Here is an 18,615-nt window from a genome sequence, read left to right on the forward strand (position 1 = left end):
GCGCTCCCTCTCCCGCCCCCGCCCGGCCGGTCGCGTGGCTCGCCCGGCCTGGGTGGGGGCGCCTCAGCCCAGCACCGCCGCGAGGTCCTGGTACGTGCGGTAGTGCACGGCGGTCATGCCGAGCGCCCTGGCGGCCTCCACGTTCTGCAGCCGGTCGTCGACGAACAGGCAGCGCGCGGGCTCGGCGCCGGCGCGCTCCGCGGCGATCTCGTAGATCCGCCGGTCGGGTTTGGCCACGCCGACCCTGGCGCTGCTCACCACGTCGTCGGCGAAGCCGGTGAGCCCCAGCAGGTCGAGGTGGTGTTCCAGGGTGTCCATGGCGTTGGTCACGATGATCAGGGGCACCTCCTGCCGCGCCCTGGACAGCAGCGCCCTGACCTCCTCGTCCACCCAGAAGCGGATCTTCATGAACTCGCCGACGGCCTGGCGGGCCCGCTCGTCGCCGCCGAGCGCCACGGCGATCGACTCCGCCCACTGCGTCTCGGTGACGTGGCCGAGCGTCGGCGGCATGATCAGCTCGGGGTCGAAAGCCGTCTTCATCAGGGGCAGGCCGTAACGGGCTTCGATGTCGGCCTGGGCGGCGTGGTCGAAGTGGCGCAGCACGCCGTCGAGGTCGGACAGAACAGCGGCGAAGGGGATCACAGTCCCTCATTGTGCCGCGTTCGCCACCCTGGCCAGTAGCCATGACTTTTCCGGCGCCGCCGAAGGTGCTCAGGTAACGGTCGGGACTACCATCTCCGAGACAGGATTCGGTATCGGAACGGTAGGGCATGGACGATCACCGGCTGCCACGCGAGCTGTGCAGGCTGTTCGCCGACGGCGGCGGGGGACGACGGCTGCCGGCCGGGCTGCCGCCGGGCGAGGTGGTCTGGCCCGACCCCGGCTACACCCGGCAGGGCGAGGCCGCGCGACCGGCGTTCTGGATGAGCGACGAACCGGCGGTGGGCGAGGACTGGGCGCTGTTGCGCGCCTGGCACGCGCACAGCGGCCTGTGGCCGGTGTTGCTGGACGAGTCGGCGCAGCCGTGGGCGGTCGGGCAGGTCGTGCCGGACGATCCCCGCCAGATCGATCACTTCACCGCCGAGGGGTTCATGACCGAGGTGTGGGAGGAGTGGGTGGCGCAGATGCCGAAGGACGCGCTGGCCGAGCTGGAGCCGTACGGCGCCATCTGCCCCGGTCCCGCCGCGCCCGGCGTGCTGAAGGCCGAGCCGGAGGCGGTCGCCGACTGGCTGGCGGGCGAGCTGGCGGCCAAGGAAATGCCGCTCGGCCTGGTCGCCGCCGGCCGGGGAGCGGACGCGCTGGCGGTCATGGGCTGGCAGGGCGCGCTGCACCACAACGAGTGGATGGTCCCGCTGGCTGCCGTCGTGCGCAGCTGGGAGGACCGGTTCGGGGCGCGCGTGGTCAGCGTCGGGTTCAACACGCTCGACCTGAGCGTGGCGGCGCCGCCGGACGACCCGGAGCACGCCTTACACGTGGCGGCGGAGCACTGGGCCTTCTGCCCGGACAACGTCGTCCAGGGGCCGGGCGACCTCCTGGGCTATGCCGAGCAGATCACGGGCCGGCACGCGTGGTCCTTCTGGTGGGACTGAACCGGCGTCACGGTCGTCCCCGGGCCGCGCGCCCAACCCGCGTCACGGTCGTCCCCGAGCGGGCGGCGGCCCTCTCGAGCGACATGGCGGCGCGGCCCGTGCCGGCGCCCTTCGTGCCCTCAGCGCGCCCGTCCGGCGCCGGTCCTCCCAAGGGCCCGGCCGGCGAAGAAGCCGGGCCCTGTACGGCCGCCCCCGAGCCGTAGCCGTCTCCACGGCCGGGCTCACGGGATGCGCGCCACGGCGCCGTAGGTGCCGGACGAACTCGGTTGGTCGACGCAGGCGCTCTCGTGGCCGTCCGGCCGCCATTCCGGGACCCACACCAGCCCCGGATCTACCAGCACCAGGCCTTCGAGCAGCGCCTCAACCTCCTCCCTCGTGCGAATCGCGTGCCCGGGCAGCGTCATCGCCAACAGGTCGTGTATGGCGGGCAGCAGCTCCGGGGGGATCGCGTCGAACGTGGTCTGCAGCAGCGACAGGTAGCTCCGTTCCGGAACGGCCTGCCGGATCCGCTTGATCACGTAGTGGAAGAACTCGTCGTCGTTCAGGCTGTGGGTCGACAGCAGCAGCACGGCCATGGGCCGGTCCCAGTCGAGGAACGTCTGCAGGACCCTGTCATCGAGGATGTCGTCGATCTCACGCACGTCGCCCTCTACAACGCGTACGAGGTCGGTGACGGGCTCGATGGTCGCCCTCGCTCCGGCGAGCACCATCGGGTCGTTCTCGACGTACACCACACGCGGCGCCGAGCCGTCCAGGGCATCGCGGGCGATGTCGTGCAGTTGCCTGCCGGGCGGCAGGCCGCTGGGGACACCACTCCCGACGATCACGAACTGGTCCACACCCACGCTCGCCAGATGACGGACCACACGGCACAGATAGTGGAGCACGGCCCGTGCGGCCGTCGTCGTGATCGGGGCTGCCTGGTCGTACCGGCGTACCGCGTCGCGGTCCGCCACGAAGTTGTTCTTTCCACCTGCTGCGGCGTCGAGAATACGGGTGATCCTTGCTTGGGTCAGCTCCAGCTTCGCCAGGTTTCGGATGGCACGCTGACGCATTGAGTGTTGCCCCTTTCCCCTCGCCCACTATCTCGGGAAAAGCTGTCCTTTCGGACCCCACTCGATGACCCACACCATATGATCCTCGCTACGGAGCAGATGACAACACGAAAAGCCATTAGTTTTCGGTATATATGCGTTACCCCGCCTCGCGCATAATGATCATTTACGCGGGAAAGAGATCGTTTCCCAGCGAACGCGAAAGTCGTTCGCGATGGGAATTGAGCACCTCGACGGTCTCTTCGCGGGTGGTCGTCGTCACCGACAGCTTGGTGAAGGCCTGGTGGTACGTCTCGACCGCCCCGCCCTCGGTGACCAGCTCGTCGGACTCGATGCCGTGGGCGCACGCGACGTCGGCCTCGAACTCCTCGGCGAAGCGCCAGATGGTGAACGGTCCGGTGCGCGGCACGTAGGCCGGGTCGTCCATCGGCACGACGTGCAGCGAGACGTTGGGCCGCTTGGCGTGGTCGAGCAGCACGTCGAGCTGGCGGAGCTGGACGTGCGGCCCGGCGATGGAGCGGGCCAGCACGCTCTCGTCGATGACCGCCCACAACACGGTGCCGCTCTCGCCGGCCATGGCCTCCTGGCGGGCCAGCACGAGGGCGAGCGCCTCGTCGACCGTCCGCTGCCCGAGGATCGCCGGCCCCGTCGCGGCGATCGCGGCCCTGGCGTAGTCGTCGGCCATCAGCAGCGGCGGGACGAACTGGTTGTGGTAGGTGCGGATGACCGTGGCCCGCTGTTCGAGCGCGTAGGCGGCGGCCAGCCAGACGGGCACCGAGTGCGCGTCGTACCAGGCGGTTCCGCGCTCGCCCCTGGCCAGCGACATCATGTAGTCGCGGACGGGCGGGGCGGTGACGCCGTAGACGGTGAGCAGGCGCTCGGCCGTGATGGGCGCGGGCGCGATGCGGCCCTCCTCGATGGCGGGGATCGCGGCCGCGCCCTTGCCGAGCGCGGTCTCCACCTGCTCGACGGAGAGCCTGGCGGCCTGGCGCAGGGCGTGCAGCCGCCTGCCGAGCGCCCTGCGCTGCGGATCGCTCAGGGGCGCCGCCGCGTCGGGGATGCCGGCGGCGGGCACGGGCTCGTCGGGCAGGCCCTCGGCCTTGCGGGCGAGCTCGACCACGCCGTGCAGGACGGCGAGGGAGCCCTCGGACAGGCCCGAGACGGACCGGCCGATGGTGGCGGCCCGCAACTGGAGCTCCTCCGCGCTGCCCGACTCGAGGTAGTCGTCGCCGACCAGCCAGCCGACGCTCACCTGCAGGCAGGAGGCCAGCGCCCTGAGCACCTGGAGCGTGGGGTTGGTCTGCTTGCCCGTGCGCAACTGGCTGACATAGGCACGCGTGATCGGGATGCCCGCCTCCGTCAGAGTGGAGGCGACCTGCGCGCCGGTGAAGCCGCGCTTGGTCAGCGCGAGATCGAGCCGTTCGGCGAAGTTCGCCACGGCACACCTCCTACCGCCCGTGAACTCATCCAGCGTAAGGGACGCGTGCTTCCCTGTCCCCTGCCATGTGGGCAAGCTCTGCCCAGCGGGGAGGTATTAACATATGCGCAAACTGTCAGTTGACACACCCCCCTTTGTCAGCAGACTATCGCAGCGTATGGAAAGTGGCACTTAACAGCCAGGGGTTCTGGAGAGAGTCCTCGACGAGGAGGTGGCCGGACGTGACCATGGATTCCTCGGGCAGTTCCTGGTTCCAGGAGGATCCGGCCCCGAGCAGGCAGGAGCAGGTGGTCCAGCGCATCTGCACGCGCGTCGCCGGTTCCGGCGTGCACGTCGCGAGCCTGCCGCTCGGCGGCGTCCAGGTCTGGCTCGACAGTCCCCGTCACCGCTGGCGCTTCTACCACCGGATGGCCCGCGAGCTGCGGCTGGCCGGCTGGCACACGGAGACGGGCCCTGATCGGCTGCTGTTGCTCGGGTGGAGTGCGGTCTGCCTGAGCCACCGGGCCAGGATGCTGAGGGCGGCCCTGGCGGGACGGCTGGCCGACTTCGACAGGACGGCGTTCACCGCCGTCATGATCGCCACCCGGCTCGGTCACGAGGGATTCCCGGCCGGCGAGCTTCCCGGCGAGGTGGAGGCCCGTTGCGGCGACGCCCTGCGCTGGCCCGCCCGGCTGGCCGATCTCGACGGTCTCGAACGCGGCTCGTCGCTGGAACCGCTGCGGCTCAGGCTGGCCCAGGTGGCCGGGCTGGAGGCCAAGGTGGCCCGGCGCTGCGGCGAGCATCTCGCGCTCGCCTCGAAGGTCGCGCGTACGGTGGCCGGCGGTGCGGCGCCGGCCAGGTCACACGAACGGGAGTCAGGTGACTCCGGCTCCTCCACGGCGGGCCTGACGGAGCGCATGGTCGGCGTCAGCGTCCCCAACAGCGTCCCTGATGGGGCCCTGAGCGCGGGAACGGCCCGATGAGGCGGGCCGTCCCTTCCGGCGGGCCGGGCGCGGCAGCGCTCGGCACGCCCCGTCACTGCCAGGACGCGGCGACGGTCGTCGCGACCGCGTCCCGGCAGGCCTCGACCGGCGGGCGGCCGGTCAGAGGCACATGTGCGCCGGCCCCGGCGCTTCCTCGCCCCTCCGGCATCGTGCGGCACGTGCCCGACCTAGTCGGCGCGGTGCTGTTGACCAGCGCGGTAGCGGCTGGCGTGCTGGTCAAATCGAGGGGTTGCGCCTGGGGTCGGTATACGTCGCTCCCGCCGGACCAGGCGGGCGCGTTCGCGGTGCCGCGCGCGGGGTCACCCACGACCCCGCGCCGGGGCCGCGCGAACGCGGCAGGCCTGCCGGCGAGGGCGGCGACCCCGGTCGCCGGGCCCCGCCGGCGAGCCTCCGCGCTCGCCGCCACCGGCACGGAGGCGGTGCGGGGTGGGGAGATCGGCGTGACGGGCGCCACGGTACTGATCGACCGGCCGTTTCTGAGGCCGGCGCCCAGGCACGCCTCCGTGCGGGTGGCCGTTTCACCGGCCGCCGTCCTGCTCGCCGCCACGGCGCTGGTGCGGGTCGCCGTGGCTTCGGGCCGTGAGACCGAACCTCGATCTCCACGCGCGGCGGAAGAGGGGCCGCCGGCTCCTCACCCGGTCGCGCGCCGAGCGAGGACGGAGCGCCGGCCGGCGGCCCTACCGCCGCCGATGTTCCCGGCATGTCCCTTCACAGGGTCATCGACCCGCGACCGACAGGAGCGATCATGCTCACCGATGAACTGCGCAGGCCGCAGCCGCACGAGGTGCACGCCCGGGGCGTACGGCCCGGCGCGCCGCCGCCGTCCTGGGGCGAGGACCAGGACGACGTTCCGGCACCGTCGGAACCGGCGCGCAGCGTGCACCGGCTGCGCCGCATCCGGCAGGTGTCCGTCCAGGCCATCACCGAGATCGACCAGGCGCTGAGGCACCGCGCCCAGTGACCTTCCCGCCTTCCCCTCGCAGGAGGAACCCCATGCGCACCGTCCTCACCCCCCGACCCGCACGTCGCGGGGGGGTGCAGTGAGCCGCGGCAGGGTCGGGGTGATCGTGGCGCCCGCGAACCCCTCCGCGGAGCCCGAGCTGACCCGCCTGCTCGGGTCGCGTGCCGACATGCACGTCACCCGCTTCCCCGTACACCATCCGATCCCGGCGGCCCGGCACCCGCTTTCCGCGGGGCGCCCGGGACCCGCCCTGGCCGAGCGGCTGGAGGGCTACAACGAAGCCCTGCCCGCCATGGTGCACGCCTTCGACGGCCTGCCGCTGAGCGCGATGGTCATGGCCTGCAGCGAGCCGCGCTACCTGCTCGACCCCGACCGGGACCGCGAGCAGTGCGCCGAGCTGACGGCCAGGACGGGAGTGCCGTTCGCCTCCGCCACGCTGGCGGCGCGGGAGGCGATGGAGCACCTCATGGTGAGCGACATCGTCCTGGTCTCGCCGTACCAGCCGTGGCTGACGGAGCTGGCCGAGCGGTTCTGGAAGAAGGTCGGGCTCACCGTCACCCGGGTGGTGCAGGTCCGCGCGGCGGGCGGCTACTCGCCGTACACCGTGACACCGGCCGAGCTGATCAGGCAGGTCGAGCTGGCGGATCTGCCCGGTGACGCCGCGCTGCTGTTCACCGGCTCGGGAACGGCCACGCTGCCCGTGCTGGGGCCGCTCAGCACCGGCAACGACCGCGTCCTGCTGACCTCCAACCTCTGCACGGCCTGGTGGGGGCTGTCGCGGGCCATCGGCCGGCCGGTGACGCTCAGCCGCGTGCCCTACCGCCGCCACATGGCCGCCTCGAACGGGGCGCGCGTGGGAGGCATGGCATGAACGGCGTCATCGTGGTCGGCGCGGGCCCCGCCGGGCTGACCGCGGCCCTGTCGCTGGCCCGGGCGGGCATCCCGGTCACCGTGCTGGAGGGCCAGAACGAGCTCAGCAGGCAACCGCGGGCGTGCACCTTCCATCCGGCCACGCTCGACCTGCTCGACGGGCTCGGCGTGGCCTCCCGGCTGGTCGCCGAGGGCCGCGTCGTCGACCGCGTGCAGTGGCGCGACCGGTCCGGGATCGTGCTGGCTGAAATGGGCATGAACCGGCTGGACGGCCTGACCAGGCACCCCTTCAGGATCCACGCCGACCAGGCTTCGCTGACCCGGTTGCTGCTCTCCGCGCTCAGCGTCCACCCGGACGTGGACGTGAGGTTCGGCACCCACGTGGACGGTGTGGCGGAGGGCGGAACAGGGATCCGGGTCCGCGTCGGCCACACCTGGGCGCGGGCCCGGTACATGATCGCCGCCGACGGCGCGCACAGCACGGTGCGCAGCTCGCTGGGGCTGCCGTTCCCCCGGTCCACCTATCCGACGCAGGCGCTGCGGGTGTTCACCGACTCGCCGCTCGACCGGCTGCTGCCGAGCCTGGCGCCGCTGACGTACGTACGCGATGTGCAGCAGTCGTGCACCCTGCTCGGGCTGCCCGACCACTGGCGGATCATCTTCAAGATCTCCTGTGACACGCACGAGCCGCTGTCGCAGGCCAACCTGGGCCTGCTGGTCCGGCGGGCGCTGCCGGGCGCCGGCGAGCCCATCCGCGTGACGGGCGCCGACCGGTTCGCCCTGTCGCGGGGGGTGCTGACCTCGTACCGGTGCGGGCGGGTGTTGTTCGTGGGCGACTCCGCGCACCTGACCTCGACGGTCGGCGGGCTCAACATGAACGCGGGCATCCACGACGCCGTCGAGCTCGGCCAGGTGATCGCGGCGGTGATCGGCGGCTTCGCCCAGCCCGCCGCGCTGGAGGCGTGGGCGTGGCGGCGGCGCTCGGTGCTGCTGCAGCGGGTGGTCCCCCGCGGGCAGACCCGGCCGGCGGGCGTGCGGGAGCACGACAGCGCCAGGCTCGAGGCGGCCATGGCGGGGCTGCGGGCCATCGCCGGCGACCCGGAGGCGACCCGCGCCTACCTGGCGCAGGCCTCGCTGCTGGACACGGTCCCCAACTCCGCCGGGAGGACATGAGCGGGCCCCTGCGACCTCGTGCTCCCGCGTACCGACCGAGGAGGTGTGACACCGGATGTGGCGAACCCTGTCTGACGACGCGCGCCAGGCCGTTCGCGACCTGTGCGACAAGCACGGAGCCCGTCTCTACGACTACTGCCGCACCGAGCTCGCCGCGGGCGACGCCGAGCAGGCGGTCGCGGGCGCGGCGCTGACGGCGCACCTGTACGCGGACCGCGTGGGCGATCCCGGCCTGCGCCGCCCCTGGTTGTACGCGGTGGCCCGCGCGCACCGCGCGGTGGTCGCCAAGCCGGCCAGCATCGGCTCGTGGTCGCGTCCCGGCCGCATGTCCGAGCTGCTGCCCGAGGCGCTGCTCTCCCTGGAACGGCCGCAGCGCGAGCTGCTGGACCTGTCCGTACGGCACGGCCTGTCGGACACCGAGCTGGCCGTGCTCTTCGAGATGGGCCAGAGTGAGGTGCGCGCCACCGTCACCGAGGCCGCGGCCGGCCTGGAGGAGTGGTTCGCCGCGATCATCGCCGCGCGCGCTCCCGACGGCTGCCCCGATCTGACGTCACGGGTGGCGGACTGGGTCAGCGCGCCCGGCCGCCGCGCCAGGGCCAGGATCGGCCGCCACATCCAGTCCTGTGCGACCTGCCGGGCCGCGCCCAGGACCGTGACGGCGGCGGCGCTGCTGCGCCGCCTGCCGATCGCGGCACTGCCCGGCACACTTCCCAGCCGGCTGGCGTCGGCGCAGCCACTGCCTGGCGAGGGGCCCATCTGGCGGGCGGACGGCTTTCCTGTGCAGGCCCGCACACTGGTGGAGTCCGGCTCCGCGCCGCCTCCCCCGGTCGCCGACGCCACGCCATCCGTCCCAGTCGCCGACCCCACGACGGCGACTTCGGGAAAGCCCTGGTCGGCGGCGGGCGCGGCCGCCGCCGACCAGGAGCCTCCCGCCGCGCCCGCCGTGCGCGGGCGGCACCCGTTCACGCCGCCGAGCCGCACGCGGGCCTTCCGCGGCGGCGCGGGCGACGACAAGCTCGTCTACAGCGCCGTCATCAGGGGCGACAGCAACGGGTCGTCGCACGGCGACGGCACGATCGTCAGGTACGGCGGGATCCCCTTGAACGGCGCCGTGCACGGCCCCATGAACGGACGCGCGAACGGCCGTACGAACGGTCACGTGAACGGTCATGCGAACGGCTCCGGCGGCGGGCCTGGCGGGGACGGCGCCCAGGAGTTCTGGCGGGACCGGCCTGAGGACGACGATCCCGATGCGGGCGCGCCGGTCAGGACCGTGGTCAGGCTCGCGCTGCTCCTCGGAGTCGGACTGCTGGCGGCGGGGCTGGTCTGGGCGCTCATGAACGCGGGCGGGCAGCAGGCGGTGATCACCAAGGCCGCCGCGCAGTCGGACGTACGGCTCGCTCAGCCGCACGGCCCAGGGACGTAGGGGGCCTTGGGCTCCCGGCGGAGCCCAAGGCCGCTCAGGTGTCTAGAAGAAGTGGAACCCGGGCTCGGGCTCCGGCAGGTCCACCCGCTCGGGACCGCGGAACCTGGCGGTGTCCTTCGGCACGTCGGTCAGCGGCGTGCCGAGCACGAACGGCACGACGACGCGGCTGCCCGCCAGGTCGACGGTGACGTTGGCTCCGGTGCCGGTCTCCCCGCTGAAGGTCGCGTCGGTGCCGGCGATCACCAGGCCGATCCTGTGCCCCTTCCTGAACGTGTAGTCCTGCGGCAGGGTCAGCCACTTCACCGTGCCGTACTCGCCGGGGGGCAGCGGCTTGGCGTGGCTGAGCGAGTGGCGGTTCTGCACGTCGATCCAGCCGCGGGCGACGATCTCGAGCGGCCGGGTGGCCACGTTGGTGACGACCTTGCGGTAGCAGGCGTCGTCGGCCTCGGTGCTCTCGCCGTGGCAGTCCTCCTCGGTGAGCGTGGTGATGCCCTGGCCGCGCATCCAGTCGACGCGGGTCGCCTCGCCGAAGTCGACGAGCAGGGCGGTCAGGTTGGAGGTAGGCTTGTCCAGCTTGACCCGCAGGTCGGCGGTGGGCGTGCCGGACAGGCGCAGGTCGAGCGGGAGCGGGCCGGTGGTGAACGCCACCCGCCCCGGGTTCGCCGTGCCGATCCCGGCCACCATGTCGTTCTCGCTCATGGCGACGTCGGTGAAGGAGGCGGTGCTCTTCCTGGGGGCGGGCTTGAGCCCGAGCGTGCCGTCGGGCGCGGGCCGTAGCGACGCCTTGACCGCGAACGGCGCCGGCCAGTCGCGCTGGGTGATCCACCGCGCCGGGCCGATCTCGACGTCGGCGCGGGGCTCGCGGGTGATGCCGTTGCGGACGCCGTGCAGCCAGTGGTCGAACCAGCGGTGCAGCGTCTCCACCCACAGGGTTCTGCGGCCCTCGAAGTCGAACGGGTCCACGTGCTGGGTCTGGCCGACCCAGATCTTGCGCGGCACGTTCCTGTCGGCCAGCGCCTTCCACCAGGCGGAGAAGTTGTCGGGTTTGACGTTGAGGTCGTTGACCGTGTGGACGACGAAGACGCTGGCCCTGACCTTGGAGACGTCGCCGAGCAGGCCGTCGATGTAGTCGCGCTCGGCCCAGAACCGGTTGTGGTTGCCGGTGTCGTCGCCGTCCTCGGCGTCCATCCGGTCGCGGACGGCCTGGCACTTGGCGGCGGGGTCGGTGTCGATGTAGCCGGCCAGCCAGGAGGCGTAGTCGTAGTTGTAGATGACGCCGTTGGAGCGCTGGTACTTGTACCAGGAGCTGATCGCCGAGATGGGCACGATCGTCTCCAGGCCCTTCACGCCGGTGGCCGCGACGGCGTTGGCGAGGGTGCCGTCGTACGACTTGCCGATCATGGCGGCTTTGCCCGTCGTCCAGTCGGCCACGGCCGGGGTTCCGTCGGCCCTGACCGCCTTGGCGCGGCCGTTCAGCCAGTCGATGACGGCCTTGCCGCCGAGCACGTCGGCTCTGCCGCCGATGTCGGGGCAGCCCTCGGACCGGGTGGTGCCCAGCATGTCGACGTTGAGGACGGCGTAGCCGCGGGGGACGAAGTAGTTGTCGTAGAAGAGCGGAAATTTGACGACATTTCCGGCTTCGTCGTATTCCTTGCGCTCTCCCTCGTTGCCACGGCCGGAATTGTCGTAGTACGGGCTCTCGTCGATGATCACCGGCACCTTGAGCCCGGGGCCGGACTCCTTGGGCCTGATGATGTCCACACGAACCTTGTCGAGGGCGCCGTCCTGGTCGCTGTCGACGGTGGACTCGACGTACACGTGCTCGCGGACGGCGTCCGCATAGGAGAAGACCGGTTGCGTGCGACCGTTCTCGACGGTGATCGCAGGGGCGGCGGCCGCCTGGGCCGGGGTCGCGATCGCCAGGGCGAGGGCGACGGCGACGAGGGCCGGGCGTAATTGTGACACGCGTGACCTCCGGGATAATTGACCCAAATACCCTGCAATCTCGCAGATGACTGAGAACCTGACAAGATTCCAGATCTGGATGCCGGGGACCGCATTCGAGGCCGGGTTGGGAGCGGAGTCCGGCGGCAGCCTGCCGGGCGGCGCGATCGAGCGGCCCCGCCGCAGGACGGACCCGCCGCCTGATAGCGATCACATCGTTATCCGCCCGCGCGACGCCACGCCACCAGGCCCCGCCCGCGCAACGTCTAGGGTGGATGGTCAACAGCCGGTGAGGAGAAGGTGCATGCGAAACGTCGCTCGGACCTCGCTCGTGGACTCCGCCATCGACGAGCTGCGCCGCGAGATCGCCAGCGGGGTGTGGCCGGTCGGCACCAAGATCCCGTCCGAGAGCCAGCTCGCCCAGAGCCTGGGCATGAGCAGGCTGTCCGTACGCGAGGCGGTGCGCGTGCTGGCGCACGCGGGACTGCTGCACACCCGGCAGGGTGACGGCACCTACGTGACCGCGACCGACGAGTCCAAGATCGCCCTGCGCCGCCGGCTCGACACCGCCGCCGCCATGGACATCATCGACGTGCGCCGCGGGCTCGACCTCGTGGCCGCCAGGCTCGCGGCCGGCCGGCGCACCGAGCAGGACCTCGCCGCGATGCGCGAGGCGCTGGCCCGCAGAGACGCGGCCGGCAAGGAGGGCGACCTCGACGGGTTCGCCGACGCCGACGTCGACTTCCACCTGCGGGTGGCCGACGCCGCGCACAACGCGCTGCTCGGCGACCTCTACCGCAGCATGGGCGACGCGCTGCGCGACAGCGTCAGAGACCAGGAGCAGGCGGCGCTCGACCCCGACAGCTCCCATGCCGACCTGCTGCAGGCGATCGCCGACGGCGACGCGGCGCGCGCGGTCGCGGTCTGCGTCGCCATCCTCGACCGGCAGGAACGCGGCCTCTAGCGCCCTCCGGCGGCAGGAGTCACGCGTCCGGCTTGCGCGCGCGCCCGAGAATGTGCGGCAGCGCCGGAGTGGAGGGCACCGGCTTGTGCGAGAAGCGCGCGTGCTCCTCGATCACCAGCCCGCTCTCCCTGATGGCCCGCGCGGTGTCGCGGTTGGGGCGGCACCCGCCGGCCACCACCCGCCACAGCGGCGTGACGAGGTCCTGCAGCAGGCCCAGCACCGTGCCGCGCGAGCGCACGTGCTCGTAGAACCGCAACTCCCCGCCCGGCCTGAGCACCCTGCGCACCTCGGCCAGCGCGGCCGCCTCGTCGGGCACCGAGCACAACACCAGCGACACCACGGCCGCGTCGAACCCGCCGTCTTCGACGGGCAGCGCCCCGGCGTGCCCGGCCACCACGCGCACGGGCACCGTCACCCCACCCGCGGCCCGCTCCGCCGCCGACCGCAGCACGTCCTCCGGCTCGACCGCGACCACCTCGCGCACCTCGGGAGGGTAGTGGCGAAAGTTCATCCCGTTGCCCGCGCCGATCTCCACCACCCGCCCGGCCAGCCCGGCCAGCAGTCGCTGCCGGTGCTCGGCCGTGCCCGACCGCTCCGACTCGGCGCTCATCCGTTCGTACGCGCGCGCGAACCGCGGACGCTGGAATTTCGACAGATCCCGCATAGCCCCCACGCTAGGTCCCGGACGCGCCGCTGACGCCTCCCGAACGATCGAACACGCTCCGTATCGGCCCGTGGCACGCCACCCAGGCTCGCCGCATTCGCGCGGTGGCCGGTGTCCGGGTTCGCGGCCAGCACAAACGCCACCCGGCCAGATCGATTGATGGCCACCGCGCCGCATCCGGGACTCACTCACCGTAACGCCTCACAGATACTCATGAGACCGTTCAGAGCCGCGATCGTTGCCACTCCGTAACCAGCGCCCGGGGCGCCGCCTATAGCGTCCCTTCAGTGCCGTTATCAGAGGTGAATCCCGGGCCCCTTCCGCAGCGCGAGGACGCCGAGCGCTGCGACCACATGGAGTCAGGACGGCGTTGCGTGCTTCCGGCCATGCACCGGAGCCCGCACGTCTACGCGCCCGTGGGCGCCGCCGTGTAGCCGCCGGGCCTGCGCCGCAGCCAGTACGCGAGCACGGCCGCGCCGAGCAGCACCCCCCACAGCGGATACGGCCACAGCAGCAGCGCCCAGAGTTCCCCGCGTTCGACGGCGTTGACCGCCAGCCCCGGCGACGCCAGGCAGCAGGCGCCCGCAACCGCTCCCCCGACGGCGACGGGGAGCCGCACGGGCACGGGACGCCCGCGCAGCAGGGGGATCCAGCGCGGGAACACCTCGCCCCATCTGCTGATCAGGCCCAGCGTGAGCACGGCTGCCCCCACGGCCGCGAAGGCGAGCATCAGTCCCTGCAGCCTGAGCGGCAGGTCGATCGGCCCGGAGATGTCCGTCGGCCACGGCGTCAGCCAGGTCAACCGGTAGAGGGCGTAGGGCAGCGGGCACAGAGCCGCCCCGATGGTGGCCGCCCTGCCCCACCGCCGCGCCCGCACCGGCCCGGCCCAGCGGGGCAGCGCTCCGCCGAACAGGCGGAAGGTGATCCACACCCAGGCGGCGAAGGCCGCCATGTCGGCGAGCGTCCAGGCGATGCGGCCCGCGTACGAGCGCAGCCCGGCCGTGACGTTTCCCGCGTACGCCAACAGGGCCGCGCCGAGGAACGCGGCCACGGCGGCGCCGGCCACGACCAGAGCGGCGAGGGCGACGTAGCCCCAGATCCTGCCGCGGGCGCAGGCCCTGACAGCGGGCACGACGACGGCCGCGGCGAGCACCACCGGCAGGGACAGCCCTGTCACGTAGCCCAGGACCGACATGACGCCGGCGTCGGACATCACGACGCCGAAGAACAGCACCTGGACGATCGCGCCCGCCTTGACCAGCGGGGTCGGCCGGCCGGAAAGCAGCGCGACGGCCAGTCCCGCGAGACCGGCGGCGACCGTCATCGCGCCACCCGCCTCGTGCTCGAACAGGTGCGAGAGCGAGACCGTGACGCGGTCGCGAGCGCCGAAGGGGTACGACGCCGGAGTCGTCCACCACAGCGCGCCGACGGCCGTCACGGCCAGTGACAGCAGTACTCCGAGTGGTTTCATGGCAGCTCACGCTAGGAAGCCTGGCCGGCCGCCGCCTCCCCCACGTGAGGGAGGTGCGCGCGCGGCCCGTCGGCTAGCTTCTGACCTGTGACCATTCACTGGAGGGCGGTGCTCTACCAGCTGCTGGGGGCGGCGCTGCTGACCCCGGTGGCGGCGGTCCTGGCGCTGCTCGTGGTGACGGAGATGTCACTGTCACGGGTGCTGCTGCTGTGGGTGCTCTGCCTGCCCGCGTCGGGTCTGGTGGCCTGCGTGCCGCTGGTGGGGAGGCTGGAGGTCGTCGCGCTGCGGGAGTTGCTCGGCGTGGCGGTTCCCGAGCATCCGGACCGCGTCTACCTGGGAGTTCTGACCGCCCTGCACCTGTTCGTTGGGGCCACGCTGAGCGCGGGCGCGCTGGCGCTGGTGCCCGGTGTCCCCGCGGTGCTCTCGCCCGGCCGCTGGCGGGCGGATCCCGGCGCGGTGGCGCAGGTCCTGCTCCTGATCGTCGTGGTGCTGGCGGTGATGGCGGGCGCGGGGCTCGGGCAGCAGCGGGCCGCCCGCAGGCTGCTGCGCGCGGACCCGTCGCGGGTGATCCAGGAGCTCGGCCGCCGCCAGAGCCTGGCCCTGGAGTTGCACGACTCGGTGGGGCACGCGCTGAGCGTCGTCCTGGTGCAGGCCATGGCGGCCCAGGCGGCGCTGCGGCGGCAGGACACGGTCCTGGTGGCGGAGCAGTCGCTCGGTCACCTGATGGGCGCGGCCCGCGACGCCCAGCAGGAGCTCGACGTGCTGCTTCGCGTGCTCGACGAGGGCAGCGAGGCCCGCACGCCCGCGCTGGACTCCCTGGACGCTCTCGTCGACGGGCTGGCCGTCGAGCTGCGGGCCGACCCCGTGGACCGGGTGCCGGAGGCGACGTCGCGGACGGCGTACGCGATCGCCAGGGAGGCCGTCACCAACGCGCTCAGGCACGGGCGCGGGCCGGTCAGGATGGACCTGGCGGTCGGTGCGGACGTCGTCCTCACCGTGGAGAACGAGGTCGCCGGGCGCTCCCCGTCGGGGGCCGGGCGCGGGCTGGTGGGCATGCGGATGCGGGCGCGCCTGGCCGGCGGGACGTTCGAGCAGGAGGAGGTGGACGGCACGTGGCGGATCACGGCGACGCTTCCCCGGTGAGCGGCCCCCAGCCGAGCGGGCCCGAGATCAGGCACGCGATCAGGCCCGTGATCAGGGTCGTGCTGGCCGACGACGAGCCGCTCATCCGCTCGGGCTGGGCCACCGTGCTCTCCGTGCACGACGACATCGAGGTGATCGCCGAGGCGGCCGACGGCCACGCCGCCGTCGAGCACGGCCGGACGGCCGACGTGGTGCTCATGGACATCCGCATGCCCGGCATGGACGGCCTGCGCGCCACCGACGAGCTGGCCCGCAACGCGCCCGGCACGCGGGTCATCGTGGTCACGACGTTCGAGAACGACCAGCTGGTCTGGGCCGCCCTGCGCGCGGGGGCGGCCGGCTACGTGCTCAAGCGCTCTCCCGCCTCCGACCTCGTCACCGCCATCCGGGTGGTCCACGGCCGGGACGCCGTGCTGTTCCCCGACGCCCTGCGGCGGCTGGCCGCCCCGCGCCGGGACGCGCCGCACGTGCCCGGCCTCACCCCGAGAGAGCTCGACGTCGTACGCCTGCTGGCCAGAGGGCTGAACAACGCCGAGATCGCCGCCACCCTGTACGTCACCAGGGAGACGGTCAAGACGCACGTCGGGAACGTCCTGGACAAGCTCGGCGCCCGGGACCGCACGCAGGCCGTCGTCCGCGCGTACGAGCTGGGAATCGTGCTCGCGGGTGAGAGCGCTCAGCCCTGGGGCAGGTGACGGGCATGCGAGACCCGGTCACGGTGACCACCTGCGCCGACGGTCCCCTGCTCATCAGGGGCGACTTCGAGCTGCTCACCCAGGACGGCGAGCCCATCGACGCCGGCCGGGCGACCGTCGCTCTGTGCCGGTGCGGCCTGTCCTCGGTCAAGCCGTTCTGCGACGGCTCGCACAAGGCCGGCGGGTTCCGTGCCGCGAGCGAGCCGGACCCGCCGCCGTAGCGCGCGCACCGAGTGGGCGGAGCGCCGGATCCGGCCGCCCGCGTACGGCACGCCGCCGGTCAGCGCCGCCCCGAGCGCCAGCCAGCTGCACGCGGCCCGCTCCAGCACCCAGACGGGCGCCGGCAGCGCCGCCGACGCGGGGAACACCCGCCGCCCGCCCGCCCGCCGCCGTCCCGCCTCGGCCAGCCCCACGGCCAGCACAGTCAGCACAGTCAGCGCGGCCGGCACAGTCGGCCCGGCCGGCGCCGGCAGCCCACGTGGCCGCCGGACGGCCAGGGCCGCCAGCGCGGGCAACATCGGCAGGAACGCGGCCATCCGCACCGGTTGTGCCAGGTCGTCGTAGGCCTGCCGGACGCGCTGCGACCAGAACCTGCGCGCGTTACACGGGAGGCGGCGGACGTACAGGCCGGGCGCGTGCAGCTCGCGGCCGCCGTGGGCGCGCACGGTGCGGATAAGCTCCAGGTTCTCGAACAGGACGTCGCCGTCGTAACCGCCCATGCGCACGAAGAAGCCGCGCCGCACGCCGAAGGTGCCCGGGTAGTCGGCGCCGAAGGCGCGGTTGAGCAGCGTACGGGCGGTGTCCCAGCGGGCGTGCCAGGGCAGCGGGTCGAAGTAGTTCTGCGGCCTCACCAGGTCGGCGCGGGCCAGCAGGTCGTGGACCGCGGTCAGGGCGGGGAGGTCGTAGCGCACGTCGTCGTCGGCGATCACCACGCGGTCGCCCGTGGCCAGCAGCAGCCCGGTCGTGACGCCCGCGACCTTGCCGTTGGCGTAGCGCAGGCCGGCCGCCGGTCGCGCGTGCCGGACCAGGCCGCGCCACCGGGCGGCGTGGCGGGCGAAGAGATCGTCGCGGCTGCCGTCCACGACGATCACCCGCGCGTGCCGGGAGAGCCGGGCCAGGTAGCCGGTCAGCTCACCGAGCCCCTGGTCGTCGTCCCAGCGCAGCGGGAGCACGTAGTCGAGGTCGAGCGCGGTGCTCACGCCGGGACCCGTTCGTCGAGCAGCGAGCCGGCCCCGCGCCGCCAGCGGCCCATCACGTGCTCGGCCCACCGCCGTTCGAGCTCCAGCGCGCACGCGGCCCCGTACAGGATGTCGCCCGCCAGCTCGGGGTGGGCGGCCGCGAAGCCGCCGCACATGTCGTGGGCCGCGATCTGCTCGTGCACAGCGTCGGCCTGCACGTGCTCGTCGTAGAAGCGGGCGGTCTCCTGGCCGGCGCCGAGCCGGCGCAGGCCCGTGGCGCAGCGGCGGCTGGCCGGCGACGAGGTCATCTCGATCGCCGCCAGATGGCCGAGCAGCGCCCCGCGCAACCTCCTGTGCAGCCCGAACAGCGACATCACGTTGGACAGGGCCAGCGTCACGCCGGGGACGCGGTGCAGGTAGGCGCCGTAGGAGTCGTCGAGGCCGAGGCCCCGCAGGGTGGCGCGGAACAGTTCGGCGTGCATGCGCTCGCGCCTGCCGCCGCCGTACTCGTCGGCCTGGATCTCCACCAGGGCCGCCTTGGGCCCGCCGCTGAGCCGCGGGATGCCCCAGGTGTGCGGGTCGGCCTCCTTCAGATGGTAGATCGACCTGTGGACGACGAACTCGCGGAAGGTCGGAAGGTCCGCGTCGCGCTGCAGGAACGCGGCCACCGACGGCCCGCCGTCAGAGCCGCCGTCAGAGGAGGTCAGCGCGGTCAGCGCCTGGCGCACCTCGCGCGGCGGAACCGGCGCAGGGCCCGGCACGGCGGCTCGCAGCGCCTCCTCGAACCGCCGCTCCAGCCCTGCCCTGAACCCCAGCAGCCCCGGGTCCCACTCCCACCGGTCGTCGACCTCGTCGAACCCCTGGTAGTGGAGTTCGTAGCAGGCGAACAGGGCGAGCTGGAGATCGTCGTCGTCCAGCCCGCCGGTCGCGCGCGCGTCAGGGAACGGCGCCCCGGGCGGGCCGGCGAGCCGGTCGAACAGCAGCGACGTGATCAGGCCACGCGCAGGCGGCAACCGCATCAGGCACCCCCGCATCCCCCGTACTCCCGCAGTTCAAGCAGG

General features: G+C 72.9%; 17 protein-coding genes. 9 read left to right on the forward strand and 8 right to left on the reverse strand.

Features of this window, described 5'->3' with window-relative positions:
* Positions 1 to 63 precede the first annotated feature (63 nt).
* Positions 64 to 642, reverse strand: coding sequence for an HAD-IA family hydrolase (locus ABGB14_RS28550; RefSeq protein ID WP_347646902.1), 579 nt, complete (start codon positions 640 to 642; stop codon positions 64 to 66).
* A gap of 128 nt (positions 643 to 770) precedes the next feature.
* Between ABGB14_RS28550 and ABGB14_RS28555 the strand changes: the two genes are divergently transcribed.
* The gene (locus tag ABGB14_RS28555) at positions 771 to 1,589 is read left to right on the forward strand and encodes a DUF4253 domain-containing protein (RefSeq protein ID WP_347646903.1); all 819 of its coding nucleotides are present in this window, start codon (positions 771 to 773) and stop codon (positions 1,587 to 1,589) included.
* 221 nt (positions 1,590 to 1,810) lie between these two features.
* Here ABGB14_RS28555 and ABGB14_RS28560 read toward each other — a convergent pair whose 3' ends face one another.
* On the reverse strand, positions 1,811 to 2,644 hold the full coding sequence (locus ABGB14_RS28560) for an SAM-dependent methyltransferase (protein WP_132603089.1): 834 nt from the start codon (positions 2,642 to 2,644) through the stop codon (positions 1,811 to 1,813).
* 166 nt (positions 2,645 to 2,810) lie between these two features.
* Positions 2,811 to 4,082 (reverse strand): Scr1 family TA system antitoxin-like transcriptional regulator, encoded by a 1,272-nt coding sequence (locus tag ABGB14_RS28565; protein WP_347646904.1) that lies wholly within the window; start codon positions 4,080 to 4,082, stop codon positions 2,811 to 2,813.
* Between the two features lie 221 nt (positions 4,083 to 4,303).
* On the opposite strand from ABGB14_RS28565, the gene ABGB14_RS28570 reads away from it, so the two are divergent.
* The 5 genes from ABGB14_RS28570 to ABGB14_RS28590 all read left to right on the forward strand — a co-directional run bounded on the left by ABGB14_RS28570 (position 4,304) and on the right by ABGB14_RS28590 (position 9,495).
* Positions 4,304 to 5,044 (forward strand): hypothetical protein, encoded by a 741-nt coding sequence (locus tag ABGB14_RS28570; RefSeq protein WP_347646905.1) that lies wholly within the window; start codon positions 4,304 to 4,306, stop codon positions 5,042 to 5,044.
* 766 nt (positions 5,045 to 5,810) lie between these two features.
* A complete protein-coding gene (locus tag ABGB14_RS28575; RefSeq protein WP_347646906.1) occupies positions 5,811 to 6,026 on the forward strand; it encodes a hypothetical protein in 216 nt (71 codons plus the stop codon).
* Between the two features lie 79 nt (positions 6,027 to 6,105).
* The gene (locus tag ABGB14_RS28580; RefSeq protein ID WP_347646907.1) at positions 6,106 to 6,897 is read left to right on the forward strand and encodes a hypothetical protein; all 792 of its coding nucleotides are present in this window, start codon (positions 6,106 to 6,108) and stop codon (positions 6,895 to 6,897) included.
* Positions 6,894 to 8,069 (forward strand): NAD(P)/FAD-dependent oxidoreductase, encoded by a 1,176-nt coding sequence (locus tag ABGB14_RS28585; protein ID WP_347646908.1) that lies wholly within the window; start codon positions 6,894 to 6,896, stop codon positions 8,067 to 8,069. Before ABGB14_RS28580 ends, ABGB14_RS28585 begins: the two co-directional genes overlap by 4 nt.
* Before the next feature lie 55 nt (positions 8,070 to 8,124).
* Positions 8,125 to 9,495: a hypothetical protein gene (locus tag ABGB14_RS28590; RefSeq protein ID WP_347646909.1), complete on the forward strand. Its 1,371-nt coding sequence runs from the start codon at positions 8,125 to 8,127 to the stop codon at positions 9,493 to 9,495.
* 42 nt (positions 9,496 to 9,537) lie between these two features.
* Here ABGB14_RS28590 and ABGB14_RS28595 read toward each other — a convergent pair whose 3' ends face one another.
* A complete protein-coding gene (locus ABGB14_RS28595; RefSeq protein WP_347646910.1) occupies positions 9,538 to 11,460 on the reverse strand; it encodes a Xaa-Pro dipeptidyl-peptidase in 1,923 nt (640 codons plus the stop codon).
* 283 nt (positions 11,461 to 11,743) lie between these two features.
* Here ABGB14_RS28595 and ABGB14_RS28600 point away from each other — a divergent pair, with 283 nt between their 5' ends.
* Positions 11,744 to 12,403 carry a FadR/GntR family transcriptional regulator gene (locus ABGB14_RS28600; RefSeq protein ID WP_347646911.1) on the forward strand — a complete coding sequence of 220 codons (660 nt, stop codon included), beginning with the start codon at positions 11,744 to 11,746 and terminating at the stop codon, positions 12,401 to 12,403.
* A gap of 19 nt (positions 12,404 to 12,422) precedes the next feature.
* Here the strand turns inward: ABGB14_RS28600 and ABGB14_RS28605 are convergent, their stop codons facing one another.
* Positions 12,423 to 13,067, reverse strand: a complete 645-nt coding sequence (locus ABGB14_RS28605; protein WP_347646912.1) for a class I SAM-dependent methyltransferase — start codon at positions 13,065 to 13,067, stop codon at positions 12,423 to 12,425.
* Between the two features lie 406 nt (positions 13,068 to 13,473).
* On the reverse strand, positions 13,474 to 14,538 hold the full coding sequence (locus tag ABGB14_RS28610) for a hypothetical protein (protein WP_347646913.1): 1,065 nt from the start codon (positions 14,536 to 14,538) through the stop codon (positions 13,474 to 13,476).
* Between the two features lie 87 nt (positions 14,539 to 14,625).
* On the opposite strand from ABGB14_RS28610, the gene ABGB14_RS28615 reads away from it, so the two are divergent.
* Positions 14,626 to 15,681 carry a histidine kinase gene (locus ABGB14_RS28615; protein WP_347646914.1) on the forward strand — a complete coding sequence of 352 codons (1,056 nt, stop codon included), beginning with the start codon at positions 14,626 to 14,628 and terminating at the stop codon, positions 15,679 to 15,681.
* Positions 15,678 to 16,376 carry a response regulator transcription factor gene (locus tag ABGB14_RS28620; RefSeq protein ID WP_347646915.1) on the forward strand — a complete coding sequence of 233 codons (699 nt, stop codon included), beginning with the start codon at positions 15,678 to 15,680 and terminating at the stop codon, positions 16,374 to 16,376. The genes ABGB14_RS28615 and ABGB14_RS28620 overlap by 4 nt, the downstream gene beginning before the upstream one ends.
* On the opposite strand, the gene ABGB14_RS28625 is transcribed toward ABGB14_RS28620, so the two are convergent.
* Complete coding sequence (locus ABGB14_RS28625) at positions 16,358 to 17,575, reverse strand: glycosyltransferase family 2 protein (protein ID WP_347646916.1); 1,218 nt, start codon at positions 17,573 to 17,575, stop codon at positions 16,358 to 16,360. The two genes, ABGB14_RS28620 and ABGB14_RS28625, sit on opposite strands and share 19 nt — an antisense overlap.
* Positions 17,572 to 18,573, reverse strand: a complete 1,002-nt coding sequence (locus tag ABGB14_RS28630) for an iron-containing redox enzyme family protein (protein ID WP_347646917.1) — start codon at positions 18,571 to 18,573, stop codon at positions 17,572 to 17,574. Before ABGB14_RS28630 ends, ABGB14_RS28625 begins: the two co-directional genes overlap by 4 nt.
* Between the last annotated feature and the right edge of the window lie 42 nt (positions 18,574 to 18,615).

The organism is Nonomuraea sp. B10E15 (assembly GCF_039871615.1).
In the GTDB taxonomy this organism is placed as follows: Bacteria; Actinomycetota; Actinomycetes; order Streptosporangiales; family Streptosporangiaceae; genus Nonomuraea.

Bases quoted from the DNA above. Each gene is read 5' to 3' on its own strand.
- ABGB14_RS28630 (WP_347646917.1), bottom strand. From the start codon at position 18,573: ATGCGGTTGCCGCCTGCGCGTGGCCTGATCACGTCGCTGCTGTTCGAC.
- ABGB14_RS28600 (WP_347646911.1), top strand. From the start codon at position 11,744: ATGCGAAACGTCGCTCGGACCTCGCTCGTGGACTCCGCCATCGACGAG.
- ABGB14_RS28560 (WP_132603089.1), bottom strand. From the start codon at position 2,644: ATGCGTCAGCGTGCCATCCGAAACCTGGCGAAGCTGGAGCTGACCCAA.
- ABGB14_RS28575 (WP_347646906.1), top strand. From the start codon at position 5,811: ATGCTCACCGATGAACTGCGCAGGCCGCAGCCGCACGAGGTGCACGCC.
- ABGB14_RS28605 (WP_347646912.1), bottom strand. From the start codon at position 13,067: ATGCGGGATCTGTCGAAATTCCAGCGTCCGCGGTTCGCGCGCGCGTAC.
- ABGB14_RS28585 (WP_347646908.1), top strand. From the start codon at position 6,894: ATGAACGGCGTCATCGTGGTCGGCGCGGGCCCCGCCGGGCTGACCGCG.
- ABGB14_RS28555 (WP_347646903.1), top strand. From the start codon at position 771: ATGGACGATCACCGGCTGCCACGCGAGCTGTGCAGGCTGTTCGCCGAC.
- ABGB14_RS28590 (WP_347646909.1), top strand. From the start codon at position 8,125: ATGTGGCGAACCCTGTCTGACGACGCGCGCCAGGCCGTTCGCGACCTG.
- ABGB14_RS28610 (WP_347646913.1), bottom strand. From the start codon at position 14,538: ATGAAACCACTCGGAGTACTGCTGTCACTGGCCGTGACGGCCGTCGGC.